The sequence below is a fragment of the Saliterribacillus persicus genome (assembly GCF_003337485.1).
In the GTDB taxonomy this organism is placed as follows: Bacteria; Bacillota; Bacilli; order Bacillales; family Amphibacillaceae; genus Saliterribacillus; species Saliterribacillus persicus.
The window spans coordinates 1-19,616 of the sequence record NZ_QPJJ01000011.1 but is presented as its reverse complement, the minus strand read 5'-3'; the positions used below and the strand labels follow the sequence as shown (position 1 = coordinate 19,616).

The window sequence follows — 19,616 nt, the reverse complement described above, 5'->3', positions numbered from 1 at the left end:
CTCTTTATTGTGATTATTTTTATATTTAAATGAGAGCATCTCTAATCGAGATATGAACTCCTCTAGGTATATAGAAACTTACAGTTATTCCTCCTTGGGGAACTGTAATCCAACCTAAACCAGCAAAAACAATATCCGTTTTTCGATTAGGAAGCTTCATTGTTTGTTTGACAAGTTCAGGTAGTAATTCTATCGTTTTTTCGTCTGGTGGTTGTAATAAGGAACCATTGTGTTTTTTGTAAAATTCATCCGCTTGCTCTAATTTAGTTCGATGAATCATCAATTGATTAGAAAAATAACATACAAAGGATTGCTTCTCGCCTTTTTCATAATCAAAACGTGCTAATCCTCCCATGAATAGAGTTTGTTTAGCATTTAATTGATAGACTCTTGGTTTTATCTCTTTTTTAGGTGTAATGTATTTCAAATCTTTTTCTGACATATAATGGACGATTTGTGATCGGTTTACAACACCTGGGGTATCATATAAAAAATTACTTTCATCTAAAGGAATTTGAATAAAACCCAAAGTCGTTCCCGGGAAATAGGACGTTGTAATCGCATCTTTCACTCCACTTGTACGGTCTATTAAGCGATTAATAAAAGTTGATTTTCCAACATTGGTACAGCCTACTACATAGACATCTCTATTATCTCTCATTGCTTCTATTGTTTTTTCTACCTCTTCAAATCCAACCCCTGCTTCAGCAGATACTAAAAATACATCTTGTACTTTTAAGCCATAATCGCTTGCACTTTTTTTAATCCAATTGATAACTTTATTCTTGTTAGTTGATTTTGGAAGGAGATCAACTTTATTCCCAATTAGTAATATGGGGTTATTCCCAACTAAGCGGTGTAAACTTGAAATGAAGCTACCATCAAAATCAAATATATCTACGATTTTGATTACCAAACTATTTGTATTTCTAATTTGTTGAATCATTCTTAAATAATCGTCATCATCATAATCCACATCTTGAACTTCATTATAATGTTTCAACCTAAAGCACCGTTGGCAGATAACATGTTCTTGTTCTAACGCTGAAGCTGGTGTGTAACCGGCAGCTTTTTTATCTTCTGTTTGAAGTTGTACTCCACAACCCTCACAAACTAATTCATCCATTATTTTTCCTCCCAATTTATCATACCCTTACGACGCATAAAGCGTAATATTCTACGTTCGATTAGTCGATTTATTCTAGTCCATTTTCCATCTGTGTGTACAATAGGTACCACTAAAATAGTACGTAGTCCTGCCATATTGCCACCTAATACGTCAGTTAGAATTTGATCACCGACGACTACTACTTCTTCTTTTTTTAAGCCCATTTGAGACGATGCCTTTTTGAATGCTTTCCATAAAGGCTTTCTCGCAGCATAGACAAATGGAGTATCTAGTGGCTCAGAAAAGATACTCACTCTCTCTTTGTCATTGTTAGATATAATAGTAACTTTAATATCATGTTCTTTCATTAACTGAAACCATGCGATTACCTCAGGAGTTGCATCGACAACATCCCATGCTACTAGTGTATTATCTAAGTCAGTAATGACTCCCTTAATTCCTTTTTTCTTTAATTCTTCTGGAGATATATCTAATATTCTTTCAACATGTTCATTTGGTAAAAATTTTTTTAACAATTACTTTCCACCTCGACCCTTCCACTCAATCCTTAAATTTACTTATTCTACAGTATACATCATAAACAATTTAGCCGTTTAATTCAAAATAAATCTAAATGAACCTCATGTTACTTACTTTTTGATATTAAATTTGAGGATTTTTCCGTAAGCTAATTGATTATTTCAGTGAATACTAGCTTTTTATTTTTAATCGCAGAACTACAATCGGAAAATCTTGTTCTTAAACTGTTTAAAGTTAGTTATTTATGAAGGAACTCGATAATAAATGCCTGAAAATAGAATTATAATTGTAAATTCGCTCGACAATTTCATACAAATTGTTTTTTGTGGATAACTTTATTAACAAGTCATCTTCTTTATTTGTTACAATTCGCAATTACCCCACCCTTATTTATGAACATTTTATACACATTTTAGTGTGGATAACTGACTATTGTTGCGCTGGATTATTCGTGATACATTTATACAAGTTTAAAAACTGGGATAAGCTTCATATCAAACTGAAGGAGGTAAAATTGTCTATGAAACATTTATCAAATGAACTGTTAGTAGCCTCTTATTATAAAGCCCATGAACTGAAGTTAAATAAAGAATTTATACGCTTAATAGAAATAGAAATTAGACGTAGATCTCTTACCCATGAAATATATAGAAAATCTTAATCACATAATTGTCATAAATACCATTATACCCCCTATTTTCAACTTATTTTCACTAATGATCTTTCGAATCTAAAAGCTCTCTCTTGTATTCCTTCATAATTTTCGATTACAATATAATAGGGTATACATGTTGTTGTATATTTAAAGAAAAAAATTTTACGGAGTAGACAGTAAAATAATATAGTAATATCAATATATTGTTCTTTAAACCTCATACCTTTACCACATCCACTAAAGTGTAATTTATTTCTGCAAATGAATTAGACAGCTAAAAAAAATTAAATTTCTAGAGAAATTAAGGGGGATCATCATTAGATGCTGTTTGCTGTATTTTTTCCTATTTTATTAGCCCTAATTATTCCGTTTCTTAGTAAATGGAAAACTACTATACATACGGGTTACTTCGTTTTACTAGCACCACTTAGTATTTTTATTTATTTCCTTCAATTTATCGGTACAGATTTCCAAACAAGAAGCGGATCTTACTCATGGATACCATCATTAAATATCAATTTAGATTTTTACTTGGATGGATTAAGTTTATTGTTTGTACTACTTATAAGTGGAATTGGCGCCTTAGTTACATTTTACTCTATTTTTTACTTGGATACTTCTGAAAAATTAGGACATTTTTATGTTTACTTATTGATTTTTATGACGGCAATGTTCGGAGTTGTTTTATCTGATAACGTCTTTGTTCTATATACATTTTGGGAACTAACATCGATTTCTTCCTTTCTATTAATTGGTTATTGGAATTTCAAGGAACGCTCTAGGTATGGCGCCCTAAAATCAATGCTAATTACTGTTTTTGGTGGATTAAGTATGCTTGGCGGATTTATTATACTTGTAAATATTACTGGTACAACTAGTATTCAGGAAATGATTAGTCAAGCTGATGTTATTTTTGCTAGTCCATACTTTGTACTTACTTTAGTATTAATCGTTTTAGGAGCATTTACTAAATCTGCTCAATTCCCATTTCATATTTGGTTACCAGATGCCATGGAAGCACCTACTCCGGTTAGTGCATACCTGCACTCGGCAACTATGGTAAAAGCTGGGATATTCTTAATAGCCCGTTTCACACCTATTTATACTTTAAGTGAATTATTTTTCGTTATTATAAGTGGTTTTGGTATTATCACTTTAATATGGGGATCGTTTATGGCGGTCCGTCAAACAGATCTAAAAGGTATATTAGCCTTCTCTACGATTAGTCAATTAGGTATGATAATGGCTATGTTAGGTTTTGGAACAAAAGCGGCAATTTTCGCAGCTGTATTTCACATTTTAAATCATGCTACTTTCAAAGGAAGCCTGTTTATGGTGGCCGGTATTATTGACCATGAGTCTGGGACTCGTGATATTAGAAAATTGGGTGGATTGATGACGCTTATGCCGATATCAGCTACTTTAGCTTTTTTTGGTACTTTTTCTATGGCAGGAGTTCCGTTGCCATTTTTAAACGGCTTCTATAGTAAAGAGAAATTTTTTGATGCCTCTTTAAATTTAGGTGAATCTTCCTTGTGGATAGCTGAAATATTACGTGTAGCCATTCCATACTTAGCTGTATTTGGCAGTATTTTTACTTTTGTTTATTCTATGTATTTAGTATTCGGAACCTTTTTAGGGGAAAAACACTTAGATAAACTTCCAAAAAAACCGCATGAAGCTCCGATTGGAATGCTTATTCCGCCTTCCATTTTAATAATAGGAGTAATTGTCATTGGACTTTTCCCTAATCTTGTAAATGAGTCATTTTTAGCTTTTACTGCTGAAGCGATATACGGTAAACCAGTTGAAACACATATTCAGTTTTGGCACGGTCTAATACCTGCCTTTTACATGTCATTAATTGTAGTAGTAGTTGGAACTATTCTGGCTCTTTATCAAAAGAAATGGCGCAAAGTTTATGATTATTTTCCTGGTAAATTAAGCTTTAATCGGGTTTATGATTGGCTCATAGCAAAACTAGAATCTTATTCTAAAACCCTTACTGATAGCTATATGAATGGATCTATTCGTAGGTATATGATATTGATTTTGACTGCAATTGTACTTGTTACATTTTCCGTCATGCTTATTACAGGTGGGTTTGTTATAGACTATTCTGATTTAGCACCTATTACCATCCAAGAGGTTTTTGTGGCATTAGCTATGGCATTTGCAGCGATAGCAACTATTTTCACACGTAATAAGATTGCTGCGATACTTATACTTGGTGTTGTTGGCTATGGTTTAGCAGTGTTGTTTGTGTTCTATCGTGCACCAGACCTAGCCCTTACACAATTGGTAGTTGAGACAATCACCGTAGCTTTATTTTTATTGTGTTTCTACCATCTTCCTAATCTGAGAGAACGAACTGAAGGAATCAAAGAAAAATCCGGAAATCTCATTATATCAGTAGCTTTTGGATTACTCATGACAATGGTAGCGATCTCTGCGCACAGTAGTAAAGCTTTTGAAGCAATTTCACAATATTTCATTGAGACTTCCTATAAGCTTGGTGGAGGGGATAACGTCGTAAACGTTATTCTTGTAGATATGCGTGGAATTGATACGTTATTTGAAATTGTTGTTCTTGGAATAGCTGCCTTAGGTATATATAGCCTCGTGAAGTTACGCAGCAAGAAGGAGGCAGAATAATGGAAATAATCATGGCCATCTTAGCTGGTATATTATTTACCACTGGTGTTTATAATCTTCTTCAAAAACAATTATTAAGAATAATTATTGGTACTGCTTTAATTTCTCATGGAGCTCACCTTTTCATCTTAACTATGGGTAAATTAAAACGTGGTGCACCACCAATACTTGATAAAACAATTACGGATTATACAGATCCATTACCGCAAGCTTTAATTTTAACTTCCATTGTTATCAGTTTTGGAGTGACTAGCTTATTATTAGTGTTAGCTTATCGCGCTTCTAAAGAAAACGGAACGGATAATATGGAAACATTAAGGGGTAACCAAAATGATTAGTAACTTAACAATATTACCAGTTCTCATTCCATTAATTGCAGGAATTATCGCGACTTTATTTCATAAAAAATTAACCCTAGTTCGTATTTTTTCTCAAGTTTCAACGATTATTTCTACAATTGTCGCTAGTTATGTATTCTATTATGTAATTCAAAATGGCACACTTGTATTAGAATCAGGTGATTGGATGGCGCCATATGGTATTGTATTGGTTGGCGATCTATTATCTGTTACACTCGTTCTCACAACAAATATTGTTGCATTAGCGGCTGTGTTTTACGCTCCCTATTCACTTAGTGATGAACAAGAATCTTTTTATTTCTATACCTTCTATTTTTTATTAATTTCAGGTGTATCCGGTGCATTTATTACCGGAGATTTATTTAATTTATTTGTTTTCTTTGAAGTGCTTTTAATGGCTTCTTACGCCTTAATCATATTAGGTGGAGGAAAAGTTCAATTACGAGAATCCATCAAATATGTGCTAATTAATTTATTTTCATCCATGTTATTTGTAACAACAATTGCATTTTTATATTCAGTTGTAGGAACAGTTAACATGGCTCAAATAGGACAACGAGTTAGTGAAGTAAATCAGTCTGGTATATTAACTACCATTGCCTTCTTATTATTCTTTGTATTTGGTACAAAAGCAGCATTATTTCCGCTTTATTACTGGTTACCTAGACCATATATCGCACCAAATCCAGTTATCTCAGCTTTATTTGGCGCTTTACTTACAAAAGTCGGCATTTATTCTATTTTTCGTGTCTTTACGATAATTTTTGTTCATGAGACTGCAATTACACACCAGTTTTTTATTTGGATAGCAGCTTTCACACTTATTTTTGGTGTAATTGGTGCATTATCTACAAATAATATCAAACTAATTGTTGCTTATAATATTATTCCTGCTGTAGGTTTTATGATAGCTGGGATTGGTATTTATAATGAAACAGCTCTAAGTGGCGCTGTATATTATTTAGTAAATGACATGATTATCAAGGCCGCACTATTTCTGTTAGTAGGAGCCATTGCTTACTTAGCTGGTACCAGTGACTTAAGAAAAATGAAAGGCTTGATACATCACTACCCTATGCTTGGTTGGTTATTATTTATCTCTGCTTTTGTATTAGCTGGCGTACCCCCATTTAGTGGATTTATAGGAAAATTGTTAATTCTGCAAGGAGCTATAGAGGCAAACGAAATTATTATAACCATCATTGGCTTGCTCGTGAGTTTGCTAATTCTATTCTCTGTAATGAGGATCTTTATTCAAGGCTTCTGGGGTGAGAAGGACGCAGCAATCGTACCAAATAAACCATTAGCTCGTAAATTGATGCTTCCTGTAGCATTTTTAATAAGCTTCTCTGTTTTTCTAGGAATTGGTGCTGAATGGTTCTATCCAATTACAGAGGAAATTGGAAATAATTTAATGAATCCTGAACTATATATAAAATCTGTATTAAAGGAGTAATGACTGATGCCCTTTCAAATCATTTTAAATTTAATCATCGCTGTCATGTGGATGTTTCTAAGTGAAACCTATACTTTTGTTGCATTTGTTTCTGGCTACCTTATCGGTATATTACTTCTTTTATTTTTGCAACGTTTCATTCCAGATACTTTTTATTTAAAACGTGTTTTTAAAATGATTCAATTAGTTCTTTTGTTTACAAAGGAGCTATTATTATCAAATATTGAGATTATTAAAATGGTGTATAGAAAAGATCAAAATTTTAAGCCAGGAATATTCGCTCTCCCTACCGATTTAAAAAGTAATTGGGAAATAACAATGCTTACCTCTTTAATTTCATTAACTCCTGGAACTTTATCTTTATCGGTTTCAGAAGATAATCGTATCATCTATATTCACGCAATGAATATAGATGATAACGATGAAGCTATTAAGTCCATCAAAGAAACATTTGAGCGTGCTATTATGGAGGTGACAAGATGAATGGACTCGAAATTGACTTCAAAGATATCATTCAAATTGTTACAGTAATCTGTTTGGCTACGATCACTGTCTCTATTGGATTATTACTTTATCGTGTTATTAAAGGACCAACGAATCCTGATCGCGCTGTAGCACTTGATGCAATTGGCATTAATTTAATGGCACTAGCGGGGTTAACTGCTATTATGCTCGTTACTACTCGATTAAATGATGTTGTATTGCTAATAGGGATATTATTATTTATTGGTACGATCGCACTGGCGAAATATTTAGAAAAGGGTGTTATTATTGATAGAGACATGGATTGAAATCATCGTTGATATTTTCATCATTCTTTTACTCTTATTTGGCACCTTTTTTATATTTTCTAGTACAATTGGAGTTCTAAGATTCCCAGATGTTTATACTCGTTTGCACGCTTCTACAAAAGCAGCAACGTTAGGTATAGCTGGAATAATGATTGGTGCTTTTCTATTTCTATTCGCAGAACATGGAATTGTTAGTGGAAAATTACTTTTAGGAATTATGTTTGTGCTACTTACTGCTCCTGTTTCAGCACACATGATAGGACGAGCAGCACATCATACTGGTATTAAACCATGGAGTAGTAATGATAAGCAGCAAGATGCATACGCTGACGCAATTAAAGAACAAAAAAATAAATAAGAAAAAAGATAGGCACTCGCTACGTTCAATAGCGGGTGCCTATCTTTTTTGCCAAGTTACAATAAGAATATAGACAATGAAATTATTGATGTCTATTATATCCCCTTAAGTACCATTTTCTTTATTCACCAGAAAATTATTAACTGTTTTAATGGTACGTGCACTAACCACGTTAACAACACATATAACTAATAATGGGGCAATTACCTAGTTCAATGTGGAGGTGCAAGCTTTGTCTGTATTATTTAGTATCTTAACTTTTATTAAAGAAACGCTATTTTTTGTTTCCTATGTTAAAAGTCAAGCATTCCCTCAGCCGCTGTCAAAAGAAGAGGAATTAAAAACAATAAAGCAGATGCAAGATGGTGATAAGGCCGCTCGAGATCGACTGATTGAACATAATTTAAGACTTGTAGCTCACATTGTAAAAAAATTCGAAAATACAAATGAAGATACAGATGATTTAATTTCCATTGGGACTATAGGGTTAATAAAGGGGATAGAAAGCTTTTCTACTGATAAAGGAACGAAACTTGCCACATATGCTGCAAGATGTATAGAAAACGAAATATTGATGCATTTAAGAGCACTTAAAAAGACAAAAAAAGATATCTCTCTTCAAGATCCAATTGGCCAAGATAAAGAGGGAAATGAAATTAACTTAATGGATGTATTAGAGGCAGAAAATACTGATATTACAGAGAAGATTCAGCTTCATATGGAATTAGAAAAGATAAAAAAATATATCACTATTCTAGACAGTCGTGAAAAGGAAGTTATTGTTGCAAGATTTGGCTTAGGGAATAATGACATTCTTACTCAACGAGAAATCTCAGATAAATTAAATATTTCTAGAAGTTATGTATCTAGAATTGAAAAAAGAGCCCTGATGAAGGTTTTCCATGAATATTATAAACAAGAGTTTAAAAAGAGTTAAAGTTAACCTAATTTAATTTTTAAAAGAAGATGGTGATTATTATGTATCAAAATTTCAATGATCCTTATCATATGTATCCCCCACCACCTCCACCTTACTATAACAATTCAGATAATGCTGCCGGTGTTTATATCATTCTTGCAATAATTTTATTACTAATTCTTGGTGCTGGAATATATTATTATCAAAAGACAATCTAAATTAATAAACAGCGCTTTTCCTGTTTCGTTAGGAAAAGCGCTGTTTATTATTCAATAATATTCATAATTAATTCTGCTGCATTTGCGGCAGCTTTTTCTAAAAAGACTTCAAATGAAATAGATGACTCTTTTCCTGCTATATCCGACAATGCACGAATAATAACAAATGGTGTTTCATACTGATGACATACTTGAGCAACCGCAGCAGCTTCCATTTCCACTGCTATTAATGAAGGGAATTTGTCTCTTACAAAGTTAATTCTTTCTTCATTATGCATAAAAGCGTCTCCTGTTGCAATGGATCCCTTCATAGAATGAATGCCTTCTAATGATTTTGCTGCCTTCATTGTCTTTTCGATTAAGCTATTACTTGCTAAAAAAGCTTCTGGAAGGCCTGGTACTTGCCCATATTTATATTGAAAGGCAGTAACATCTACATCATGATGTACCACATCTGTTGAGATGACAATATCACCAACTTCAAGATCAGGATGAAAACCTCCTGCAGAACCTGTGTTTATAACAAACTCCGGATTATATTTTTCATGAAGAATTGTTGTTGACATAGCAGCATTTACCTTACCAATTCCAGACTTTAAAAGCACAACTTCTTTCCCTTTTAATGTTCCAATGATGAAATTGCAATTTGCAATTATTTTTTCCTCTTTTACGTCCATCTTACTTTTTAATAATGAAATTTCTTCATCCATTGCTCCAATTATGCCTATCATCAAGATGAACCCCCTTTATCATTTAATTACTGTATCTATCAGCTTGATCATTTTCTATTAATTCTTCAACTAAGGTTGGCTTCCATCCTTCATTTTCGATCCATTCAAGATGAACACGATAAATCGTATCTTGATTAGAATCAGAGACTGTTGCCACTGTTTTTTGATCACCAGCTCTACCTACCCACCAATTTACGCGTGAATCATTGGGCAAACCAGTTGCTACTTCGATAGCTTCCATCATTTCTTTCCAATCAGTAGAGTCTTTATCATAATTCGAAGTATGTGGTCCGCTCTGCTCGGTTCCTATCGGCTCCCAATCTTTTCGGAAGGCTCGTTTGACATTATCATCATCTGATTCTACCGTTTCTTCTTCTCCAGATTCTTCATTCGATGAAGAATCCTCTTCTTCATCCGATTCCGTTGTCTCTTCATCATTTTCAGAAACAACTAGACCTTCTTCTTCTATATTTTCTTCTTGTTCTTCTACTTCTTCTATTTGAATTTTTTCAGATTCCTCTTCTGTTTCATTTATGTTTTCATCTTGTTGATCCTCATCGTTCATTGCTTGCTCTTGTTCTTCCCCATTATCCCAAAATAGAACCACCAAAAATACAATAAGTAATAAAGCTCCAATACCTACCAAAGCAGAAATAAGCTTCGTATTTTTTCGTTTTTTATCAAAGCGATTAACTCTTGAACTGCTTTCAAAATCCCCAGCCATTGCTTGTCCTCCTATCATTAACTGTCATTATTATACTAAAAAATATAATAAGATACCACGAAATAATTAAAGAATAATATTTTGTAATACATATGCAATTGGAAAGAAACACATTCGCTTCAATATTAAAATAAAAAAGGTCTATCCTGAAAACAATCAATTATATTGTCTTCAAAAAAATGAATGCCCTTTGAAAGAGCATTCATTTTTTTATTTTACTTTTAAAATTTTTACACTCATATCACCAGCTGGTGTTGGCACGACTAGCTCCTCACCAATGGTATGTCCTAATAAACTTTTAGCAATCGGCGAATCATTTGAGATTTTACCTTCAAATGGGTCAGCTTCTGCACTTCCTACAATAATATACTCTTCTTCTTCTCCATCTGGTAATTCTTTAAAAGTAACTGTTTTTCCTAATGAAACGATATCGGTATTATCATTATCATTTTCAATGATAACAGCATTACGGATCATATTCTCCACTTGCACAATCCTTGATTCTACAAAAGCCTGATCATCTTTGGCTGCATCATATTCTGAATTCTCAGAAAGATCACCGAAATCTCTTGCGATTTTTATTCTTTCTACTACTTCCTGTCTTCTTTCTGTTTTCAAATAATGTAATTCTTTTTCTAATTTTGCTTTACCTTCTTCTGTCATGTAATAACTTTTTTCCTCAGCCATCACTTACACTCCTTTATTTACAACCATAATTCCGAATTACTTCACATCTATGTAAAAATGGAATCATTCATGAATGGAATTTATACTAACCATTACTATGGCAGATTTTTGTATAATTTTCAATAGTTTTTATTCAAGTTTACTTATGATTTAATATTGTATCAATTTTAGTTGCTAGAAGATCAATCGCAACTAGGTTCTGTCCACCTTCAGGAATGATAATATCAGCATATCTTTTGGTTGGCTCAATAAATTGTAAATGCATGGGTCTAACAACCTTCGTATACTGATCTATTACCGAATCTAACGTTCTTCCTCTTTCTTTTATATCTCTTACTAATCGTCTCATGATACGTATGTCGGCATCCGTATCTACAAAAATCTTCATATCCATCAAATCCATTAAACGGGGATCTTCAAAAATTAATATTCCTTCAACAATAATCACATCTTTAGGCTCTACCTTAATTACTTTATCGGACCTTGTGTGCATTTTATAATCATATACTGGTTTATTTATAGGGTTACGCAAGATTAATTCCTTTAAATGTTCGATTAACAAATCATTATCGAAGGCTAAAGGATGGTCGTAATTTGTTTGTAACCTTTGTTCCATCGGTAGTGTTGACTGATCTTTATAATAAAAATCCTGCTCCATTACTAAAATGGACTGATCTTTAAATCTTTCTTTAATTGTGTTTGTAACGGAGGTTTTTCCTGAACCAGATCCTCCTGCTACCCCGATGATAATTGGTCTATTTTCAGGCATAACTAGTTATCTCCTTTATTTTTCTTTAATGAAATAGCAATTCCATCTCCAACAGGTATAATCGTTGTATGATAGTTTTTATTATCGATAAGCCACTTATTATACAAATCAATTTTTTCTGCAAGTTTTTTTAAACGCTTAGGTGCTAATTCTTGGTTAATTGCGTAACCTCTAAATAATACATTATCCGTAAGAATTACACCATTTTCAGAAAGAAATGATTGATATAATTCAAAAAAGTCGCGATATTTTCCTTTAGCTGCATCAATAAAAATCAAGTCAAACGAGCCAAGTTCATCTATTTTATCTGCTACTTCAAGCGCATCTCCATAAATTAGTTTTACGCAATTATTTGTATCATATTTTTCCATATTTTTCTGTGCACGAGTAAACATCTCTTCGTTTCTTTCAATCGACACTACTTTTATATCTTCTTTTGCTTGGACCATTTGTAATGCCGAATAGCCAATTGCCGTACCAATTTCAAGAATGCTATTCGGTTGATGCAGACGTATAATTTGCTTCAATATATCTATACTAATTGAATCCATGATGGGTACATGATGCTCTTTGGCTTCTTTTTCCAAATGATTTATCCACTCAATGTTATCTTGTTTCAATCCGTTCAAATATCTTTTAACTGTTTCACTATTCATAATAAACCTCACTTATATAAAAATTACATTCTGAGCATAAAACACGGGATAAGGTAATTTCCTTATCCCATTTTGTTATTCTCTATTTAGATGCTCATTTACTAATGATTGGTGTTCTTCCAAAGTTCGTGAATAATAGATCGTTCCATCTGGTGCTGCCACAAAATACATAGCATCCGTATCATCAGGTTCAAATACAGAAACCAGTGAACTTTCACCAAAATTTGAAATTGGTCCAACTGGCAAACCTACATTTTGATAGGTGTTATAAGGAGATTCTATTTCTAAATGCTTATATAATACACGTTCAAGATGCTCTCCATTAGCATAAATAACAGTAGGATCAGTTTGTAGCATCATATCAGCTTCTAATCGGTTATAAAACACACCTGCAATCTTTTTTCTTTCATCTTCATTTCTTGCTTCTTCCTCTACAAGGGAAGCCATCGTAATTATGTCGTGAACAGTCCAACCCTCTTTAGCTTCAATCTTTTCATAATAATTATTAATAACCGATTCTGTTTTATCAAGCATAGAGGTCACAATCGTTTCTACAGAAGGATTATCTTCGTAAAATTCATACGTTGCAGCAAATAAATACCCTTCTAAAGGCGTTCTTATTTCTTCATTGAGTATTTCATCTGACAATATGGAAGGATAGCGGGTAATCAATTCTTGAATAAAATCCTCATTTTCCACAGTATTTGTAAACTCTTCTGCATCTATACCTGCTCTTTCTTCATAAATACTAGCGATTTCTTGGATCGTTTTTCCTTCTGGAATCGTTACTCTAAAGACAGGTTCTCTTTCTACTACTCCTGTTTGTAATTCATCTGTAATTTCCTTTAAAGTCATGGATGAAGAAAATTGATAGTCACCAGCTTGAAAATCTGCAATATTATTAAATTTTATGTAAAAACGAAAGATCGTACTATTTGAAATAATATCATTCTCTTCAAGAATGGTTGCAATATTGGATGTACTTGAACCTAAAGGAATGGTAACTTCTGTTGTTTCTGTATTATCAGGATCAACTGGGGTAAGTCCATCCTTGATATATTGATAGCCTAAGTATCCACCAATCGTTACTGCGAGTACGATTAAAATTAATACAATAATAGCAATACGACGTCCAATTGTCGCTTCTTCACCGCTTTTTTGTGCAAGCTCTTTATAGGTTATTTTTTGGTCTTTATCTTCATTATTTCTTTCATTATCTGAAGTTGACATTTTACCTGCCTCCTCTCACCCGATATATTATACTACAGATGATAGGTTCTTTCCTATATATTTTTCATAATTCATCTAGATTTGATAAATTTATTCACATTTTATACATTTATGTCAATATATTACTCAAAATTAAATTTTAATCGCCATCTAGAAAAATATAAAAACGGCTAAAATATTTTCCATTTTAGCCGTTTTTATTTTCTATGCTTCCATATCTTCATCAATTAACGTATTAAGTACTTCTTCTACCATATCCCACTCTTCATCAGAGTCGATTTGAAAAAGTGCTAAATCGTCTTCATTCGCTTTTTCCTCGTATCTAAAAGCAAATACCTCTACTTCATCATCATCTTTTTGATCAGCAGGAACGACAGCAACATAGGAATGTTCTGTTTCATCTACATCAAAGGTAAACAATACCTCGAATAAATGCTCTTCACCTTTTTCATCGGGAATAATGATTCTTTCTTTTTCTTCTAGTGCCATCTGAACACCTCCGCTTAAGATTGACTATCTAAATAACCTTGTAAAATCATAACAGCTGCCATTTTATCAATGACCTTTTTACGTTTTTTCCGACTTACATCAGCCTCAATTAAAACTTTTTCAGCTGCCATAGTGGTTAATCTTTCGTCCCATAAAACTGTTGGAATTGAAAATTTCTCTTCTAAGAAATCTGCAAATTTCAAGGAAGCTTCTCCTCGTTCTCCAATTGAGCCATTCATATTTTTGGGTAATCCTACGACAGCTTTTTCTATCATATGTTCTTCCAATAAGTCTTTAAATATACTTTCTAATTCTTCATCAAAATTGGGTTCTGTCCATTTTAGTGTCGTTAAACCTTGTGCCGTCCATCCGAATGCGTCACTAATGGCTACACCAATCGTTTTTGAACCCACATCTAAGCCAATTATTTTCATTCTTGCTCCTTTTGTGCACGAATATAATAAGTAACTAATTCCTCAATTATTTCATCCCGTTCTAAACGACGAATTAAATTTCGCGCGTCTTTGTGTCTAGGGATATAAGCTGGATCACCCGATAATAAATAACCGACAATTTGGTTTATAGGATGATATCCTTTTTCTTGTAATGCTTCATGCACGGTTAACATAACACCTTTTACATTTTCTTCGATGGGTTCTTCTGGGAAGTTAAATTTTACTGTTTTATCCAAATGATCCATGGAAGCACCCCCTAAATTATTTCGTTCCATACCTGTTGATATATTTCTTATTATAACTGTTTTTTGGTCACAATACCAAAATTAGTCACTTTTTTTTGCATAAGTTTCTACATATTTGAAAGCCTCATCTAATTTACTTGGATCTTTTCCACCTGCTTGCGCCATATCTGGACGGCCACCACCACCGCCACCACAAATAGATGCAGTCTCTTTAATTAAATTGCCAGCGTGATATCCATTATCTATTAAATCTTTTGTTACTCCAGCTGCGAGCTGCACTTTCCCATTATTCACAGCAGCTAACAAAATCATACCACTATCCATTTTTTGTTTTAATTCATCTACCATATTACGCAATTGATTCATATCAGCCACATCTACTTTTTTAGCAAGAATTGAAATATCATTGACAACTTTAATTTCGTCTAAAATTGCAGTTGCTTCTTGTTTTGATAATTTTGCCTGTAATGAATCATTTTGCTTTTGTAGATCTTTCAAATCGCCATTTAATGATTTAATACGGTCTAGAATATTATTTTCCTTCACTTTTAACGTAGAAGCTATCACTTCTAGCTGTTCTTCTTTTTGACTAAAAAATTCAAAGGCTCCTTTTGATGTGACCGCTTCAATCCTTCTCGTACCAGCCCCAATACCAGACTCGGTGGTAATTTTAATTAATCCTATTTCTGCTGTATTACTTACATGGCAACCTCCACATAATTCAATACTGTAATCACCAACTTGTACAACACGAACAACTTCTCCATATTTTTCACCAAAAAGTGCCATTGCTCCCATTTCCTTAGCTTCTTCAATATTCTTATTTTCAATTACCACAGGAATTGATTGCCAAATTTTTTGATTCACAAGACTTTCAATTTGATTAATCTCCTCCTCACTTATCGCTCCAAAATGGGAGAAGTCGAATCTTAATCGCTCAGCACTTACAAGGGAACCAGCTTGATTTACATGTGTACCAAGTACATCTTTAAGCGCTTGGTGTAATAAATGTGTGGCTGTATGGTTTTTAATAATGTATTTTCTTTTTTCTTGATCCACCACGGCTTTTATTTTATTACCCTTTTCAAGGATTCCCTCTTCTACTTTAATTCGGTGAAGATGCTGACCATTTGGAGCTTTTTGTACATCTAATACCTTACCCTGTCCTTTTTCAAATGAAATTATCCCAATGTCAGCGATTTGTCCACCGCTTTCTGCATAAAAAGGTGTTTCATCAAGCATAACATGTGCTTCTTTACCTGACTCAATTTGCGAAATAATTTGTTTATCCTGGATGATTTCAGTAACAAAGGATTCTACTTGATACTGGTCATACCCAATAAAAGTACTTGGAGTTGTAATCTCCGCTAAAACACCTTCTTGCACCTGCATTGAACCGACTTTAGATCGGGCACTTCTAGCTCTTTCACGCTGTTTTTTCATTTCTAATTCAAAACCTTGCTCATCAATCTTAAAGCCAGCTTCTTGTACATATTCTTCTGTTAATTCTTTTGGAAAACCATACGTATCATAAAGCCTGAAAACTTCTTCTCCAGGAAATACATTTCTATTCTGTTCTTTTTCTTGCTTAATAATTGTTTCTAATATGCTGAGTCCTTCATGCAGTGTTTCATGAAACCTTTCTTCTTCTACTTGAATTACATTTTGAATAAAAGCTTCTTTATCTTTTACTTCTGGATAAAAATCTTTCATAATGTTCCCGACTGTAGGAACTAATTTGTACATAAATGGCTTTTCTATGCCTATTTGTTTTGCATATCGTACGGCTCTTCGAAGTAATCTTCGTAATACGTAGCCTCTACCCTCATTAGATGGTAGCGCTCCGTCACTTATAGCAAAAGTAACCGTACGTATGTGGTCAGCTATAACTTTATATGAAACACCTGCAGTTTCATCATCCATATATTTTTTCTCGGCTATTTGCTCTGTCTTTTTTATAATAGGTAGAAATAAATCTGTTTCAAAGTTTGTTGCGGTATCTTGAATTACACTAACTAGTCGCTCAAGGCCCATCCCTGTATCAATATTTTTCTTAGGAAGTGGCGTATAGCTGTCATCAGGATTGTGATTAAATTGAGAAAAAACAAGGTTCCAAATTTCTAAGTAACGTTCATTTTCTCCACCTGGATATAATTCAGGATCGTTTGCATTATTTCCATAGGATTCGCCTCTGTCATAAAAAATCTCTGTATTAGGTCCACTTGGTCCCTCTCCAATATCCCAAAAGTTTTCTTCAATGCGTATGATTCTTTCTTCTGGTAACTGAATAACATCTCGCCAAATTTTATAAGCTTCTTCATCTTCAGGATGAACCGTAACAGACAATTTCTCGGCTGCAAATCCAATCCATTTATCACTAGTTAGAAATTCCCATGCCCATTCAATAGCTTCTGTTTTAAAATAATCACCAATCGAAAAATTTCCCAACATTTCAAAAAATGTATGATGTCTTGCTGTATATCCTACATTTTCAATATCATTGGTACGAATTGACTTTTGTGCATTTGTGATTCTAGGATTTTCAGGAATAATTCTACCGTCAAAATACTTTTTTAATGTTGCTACTCCACTATTAATCCAAAGTAATGTGGGATCTTCATGTGGAACAAGCGATGCGCTTGGTTCAATTTGGTGCTTTTTTTCTTTAAAAAAATCTAAAAACATTTGTCTTACTTCACTCGATTTTAAGTTATTCATTCTATAACCCTCCTATTTATCTATGTATACAAAAAACTCTCATTCCTGCTTTGTTAAAAAGCAGGGACGAGAGTTTGAATTCCGCGGTACCACCCTGATTATAGATGTAACCATCTATCACCTTAAAATAATAACGAGTTCTCACCCGGCGATGTTTTCCATCACACTCAAAACTAGCTTCCATAACCCTTCATTTAGAATTTCTCTCAGCCTAGGAAATTCCTCTCTGCATCACTTTTATGATAAAAATGGTCTGTTATGTACTTATGTTTATCTTCGTTTTATATATTTGTTTGCTAAGATATTATAGAAAAGAATTACTTAACTGTCAATCATTCTGCCATCGATTTGAAAAGAAGAAAAACCTTACAACTACCCTAAAAATTGTTAGAAGGGGTACAGCCACTAACAAACCAATCAAGCCAGCTACTTCTATCCCTATAAAAAGAGAAAGAATAATATAGACTGGATGCAAATGTACACTCTTTCCTACTATGTAAGGTGATAAAATATTCCCTTCTATGATTTGCAAAGTTATGATGATAATTAAACTTATTCCAACCATCTTTATTGATGTAGTGAATGCCACCAAAACAACTGGGATAGCTCCTAAAATTGGTCCGAAGTATGGAATAAAATTAGTTAAACCGATTATACTGCCTAAAACCAAAGGATAATTCAGATTGAAATAATCTAGTAATAGATAGGATAACAAACCCAGAATAAAACAAACAATAAATTGACCTCTTATATAGTTTCCTAAGTCTCTATCGATATTAGATGCTAGTCCCCGCATTGGTTTTTGAAATTTACTCGGAAATAGCCTTAGTGCCCTTTTTTGAATCTTCTCTATATCTTTAAGAAAATAGAAAACAAGAACAGGTATTACAGCTAAAATAAAAAAGAAATCAAACCATTTATTCATATGGTTGAAAATTCCACGAATGCTTTCTGTGAGAGAATTTTCTATATCTAAAAACCACTCATCCATTTTATCATGAAAAGTTTCAGGTAAAAAAGCTGTTTTTATGTAGAATTCCTGAATAATAACTTGATAACTATTTATCATCGCTGGTAAGTTTTCATTTAGATCTTGTAACTGTTTTACGATAATTGGTGTGAAATGATAAAATAGCCATGCTAATCCACCAAAAAAGAAAAAGTATATGAGAAGTATAGCTATTGTTCTTGGAATAGAATATCGATGTAAAAAATCGACGAGCGGATGCAATAAATAGGCTATAAATGCTGCAATAATAAATGGGCTAATAATACGAATGATTAGGATGAAAATATCCATAAGATGAGGAAAAACCAAAAATAATAAATACAAAAAACATATTACAATTAGCATATTTAAAAGCAGAAGAAAAGTTAAGATGACATTTCTTCTTGATATTCTTTCAAAGAAGCTATTAATCACGGTTAAATCCGCCTCTCCTCTTCTGAAAATAAGTCATCTAATGAGCTCAAGGTTCCATCATGCTCAATTTCATGAATGTGCAGTATATTATTGATAACGGTAAGTTCTATTGCACAATTCCAGCAATAGTAATGCTTTTGACCGATGATTCCTATATTTTTACCTCGGCAATTTGGACAAATCATGATTAAGCCAACTCCTCTAATGCTATTCTTTCTCATGATTGCCCACTTTTTTAAAAATTATGCAAATCCTTTTGAATAATACCTATTCCTCCTCATTTTTTAGAATGTACCCTTAAATATTTTGTTACCTAAACAAATCTTTCATTAAAAGGTTCTAAGTCAAATGTTGGGGTGAGCTAAACGCTCACTCCTAATTTATGCAACCCGAACATTGATATTTTTATATTGATGATGCAATAACACTT

23 protein-coding genes and 1 other annotated feature are annotated in these 19,616 nt (G+C 33.1%); of the genes, 9 read left to right on the top strand and 14 right to left on the bottom strand.

The annotated features are described in order from the left end of the window. Nucleotides 1-25: 25 nt before the first annotated feature. Both yqeH and DFR57_RS12690 read right to left on the bottom strand, forming a co-directional pair. The gene (yqeH, locus tag DFR57_RS12695) at nt 26-1,126 is read right to left on the bottom strand and encodes a ribosome biogenesis GTPase YqeH (RefSeq protein ID WP_114353590.1); all 1,101 of its coding nucleotides are present in this window, start codon (nt 1,124-1,126) and stop codon (nt 26-28) included. Beyond that, entirely contained in the window at nt 1,126-1,644 is a 519-nt protein-coding gene (locus DFR57_RS12690; RefSeq protein WP_114353589.1) for a YqeG family HAD IIIA-type phosphatase, read from the bottom strand. The genes yqeH and DFR57_RS12690 overlap by 1 nt, the downstream gene beginning before the upstream one ends. A 524-nt stretch (nt 1,645-2,168) precedes the next feature. Between DFR57_RS12690 and sda the strand changes: the two genes are divergently transcribed. The 9 genes from sda (at nt 2,169) to DFR57_RS18290 (ending at nt 9,059) form a co-directional block, all read left to right on the top strand. Then, nucleotides 2,169-2,309, top strand: a complete 141-nt coding sequence (sda, locus tag DFR57_RS12685; protein WP_114353588.1) for a sporulation histidine kinase inhibitor Sda — start codon at nt 2,169-2,171, stop codon at nt 2,307-2,309. Between the two features lie 315 nt (nt 2,310-2,624). Beyond that, nucleotides 2,625-4,958 carry a Na+/H+ antiporter subunit A gene (locus DFR57_RS12680; RefSeq protein WP_114353587.1) on the top strand — a complete coding sequence of 778 codons (2,334 nt, stop codon included), beginning with the start codon at nt 2,625-2,627 and terminating at the stop codon, nt 4,956-4,958. Then, nucleotides 4,958-5,296, top strand: coding sequence for a Na(+)/H(+) antiporter subunit C (locus DFR57_RS12675; RefSeq protein ID WP_114353586.1), 339 nt, complete (start codon nt 4,958-4,960; stop codon nt 5,294-5,296). Before DFR57_RS12680 ends, DFR57_RS12675 begins: the two co-directional genes overlap by 1 nt. Next, entirely contained in the window at nt 5,292-6,773 is a 1,482-nt protein-coding gene (locus DFR57_RS12670) for a Na+/H+ antiporter subunit D (RefSeq protein WP_170132985.1), read from the top strand. Before DFR57_RS12675 ends, DFR57_RS12670 begins: the two co-directional genes overlap by 5 nt. Nucleotides 6,774-6,779: 6 nt before the next feature. Then, nucleotides 6,780-7,256, top strand: coding sequence for a Na+/H+ antiporter subunit E (locus DFR57_RS12665; protein ID WP_114353584.1), 477 nt, complete (start codon nt 6,780-6,782; stop codon nt 7,254-7,256). Next, the gene (locus DFR57_RS12660; RefSeq protein WP_114353583.1) at nt 7,253-7,564 is read left to right on the top strand and encodes a Na(+)/H(+) antiporter subunit F1; all 312 of its coding nucleotides are present in this window, start codon (nt 7,253-7,255) and stop codon (nt 7,562-7,564) included. Before DFR57_RS12665 ends, DFR57_RS12660 begins: the two co-directional genes overlap by 4 nt. After that, entirely contained in the window at nt 7,545-7,922 is a 378-nt protein-coding gene (gene mnhG, locus DFR57_RS12655; protein WP_114353582.1) for a monovalent cation/H(+) antiporter subunit G, read from the top strand. Before DFR57_RS12660 ends, mnhG begins: the two co-directional genes overlap by 20 nt. A 232-nt stretch (nt 7,923-8,154) precedes the next feature. Continuing rightward, nucleotides 8,155-8,859, top strand: coding sequence for an RNA polymerase sporulation sigma factor SigK (gene sigK, locus DFR57_RS12650; RefSeq protein ID WP_114353581.1), 705 nt, complete (start codon nt 8,155-8,157; stop codon nt 8,857-8,859). Nucleotides 8,860-8,900: 41 nt separating this feature from the next. Continuing rightward, the gene (locus tag DFR57_RS18290; RefSeq protein ID WP_170132980.1) at nt 8,901-9,059 is read left to right on the top strand and encodes a hypothetical protein; all 159 of its coding nucleotides are present in this window, start codon (nt 8,901-8,903) and stop codon (nt 9,057-9,059) included. Between the two features lie 47 nt (nt 9,060-9,106). Here DFR57_RS18290 and mtnN read toward each other — a convergent pair whose 3' ends face one another. The 12 genes from mtnN to DFR57_RS12590 form a co-directional block, all read right to left on the bottom strand. Further along, nucleotides 9,107-9,793, bottom strand: coding sequence for a 5'-methylthioadenosine/S-adenosylhomocysteine nucleosidase (gene mtnN / locus DFR57_RS12645; RefSeq protein ID WP_114353580.1), 687 nt, complete (start codon nt 9,791-9,793; stop codon nt 9,107-9,109). 19 nt (nt 9,794-9,812) lie between these two features. Beyond that, nucleotides 9,813-10,514: a YrrS family protein gene (locus tag DFR57_RS12640; RefSeq protein WP_170132979.1), complete on the bottom strand. Its 702-nt coding sequence runs from the start codon at nt 10,512-10,514 to the stop codon at nt 9,813-9,815. A gap of 210 nt (nt 10,515-10,724) precedes the next feature. Continuing rightward, on the bottom strand, nt 10,725-11,201 hold the full coding sequence (greA, locus tag DFR57_RS12635; RefSeq protein ID WP_114353578.1) for a transcription elongation factor GreA: 477 nt from the start codon (nt 11,199-11,201) through the stop codon (nt 10,725-10,727). Between the two features lie 139 nt (nt 11,202-11,340). After that, nucleotides 11,341-11,970: a uridine kinase gene (gene udk, locus DFR57_RS12630; protein WP_114353577.1), complete on the bottom strand. Its 630-nt coding sequence runs from the start codon at nt 11,968-11,970 to the stop codon at nt 11,341-11,343. A 2-nt stretch (nt 11,971-11,972) separates the two neighbouring features. Continuing rightward, nucleotides 11,973-12,626, bottom strand: a complete 654-nt coding sequence (locus tag DFR57_RS12625) for an O-methyltransferase (protein ID WP_114353576.1) — start codon at nt 12,624-12,626, stop codon at nt 11,973-11,975. A 75-nt stretch (nt 12,627-12,701) separates the two neighbouring features. Then, nucleotides 12,702-13,856: an endolytic transglycosylase MltG gene (gene mltG, locus DFR57_RS12620; protein WP_114353575.1), complete on the bottom strand. Its 1,155-nt coding sequence runs from the start codon at nt 13,854-13,856 to the stop codon at nt 12,702-12,704. Between the two features lie 204 nt (nt 13,857-14,060). Then, nucleotides 14,061-14,345, bottom strand: a complete 285-nt coding sequence (locus DFR57_RS12615) for a DUF1292 domain-containing protein (protein ID WP_114353574.1) — start codon at nt 14,343-14,345, stop codon at nt 14,061-14,063. Nucleotides 14,346-14,359: 14 nt separating this feature from the next. Continuing rightward, nucleotides 14,360-14,779 (bottom strand): Holliday junction resolvase RuvX, encoded by a 420-nt coding sequence (gene ruvX / locus DFR57_RS12610; protein ID WP_114353573.1) that lies wholly within the window; start codon nt 14,777-14,779, stop codon nt 14,360-14,362. Further along, complete coding sequence (locus DFR57_RS12605; RefSeq protein WP_114353572.1) at nt 14,776-15,045, bottom strand: IreB family regulatory phosphoprotein; 270 nt, start codon at nt 15,043-15,045, stop codon at nt 14,776-14,778. The genes ruvX and DFR57_RS12605 overlap by 4 nt, the downstream gene beginning before the upstream one ends. 81 nt (nt 15,046-15,126) lie before the next feature. After that, complete coding sequence (gene alaS / locus DFR57_RS12600; RefSeq protein ID WP_114353571.1) at nt 15,127-17,763, bottom strand: alanine--tRNA ligase; 2,637 nt, start codon at nt 17,761-17,763, stop codon at nt 15,127-15,129. Between the two features lie 59 nt (nt 17,764-17,822). After that, nucleotides 17,823-18,049: a binding site (T-box leader), on the bottom strand. Between the two features lie 42 nt (nt 18,050-18,091). After that, a complete protein-coding gene (locus tag DFR57_RS12595; RefSeq protein WP_281270496.1) occupies nt 18,092-19,117 on the bottom strand; it encodes an AI-2E family transporter in 1,026 nt (341 codons plus the stop codon). Nucleotides 19,118-19,188: 71 nt separating this feature from the next. Then, nucleotides 19,189-19,407 carry a hypothetical protein gene (locus tag DFR57_RS12590; RefSeq protein WP_245937465.1) on the bottom strand — a complete coding sequence of 73 codons (219 nt, stop codon included), beginning with the start codon at nt 19,405-19,407 and terminating at the stop codon, nt 19,189-19,191. Between the last annotated feature and the right edge of the window lie 209 nt (nt 19,408-19,616).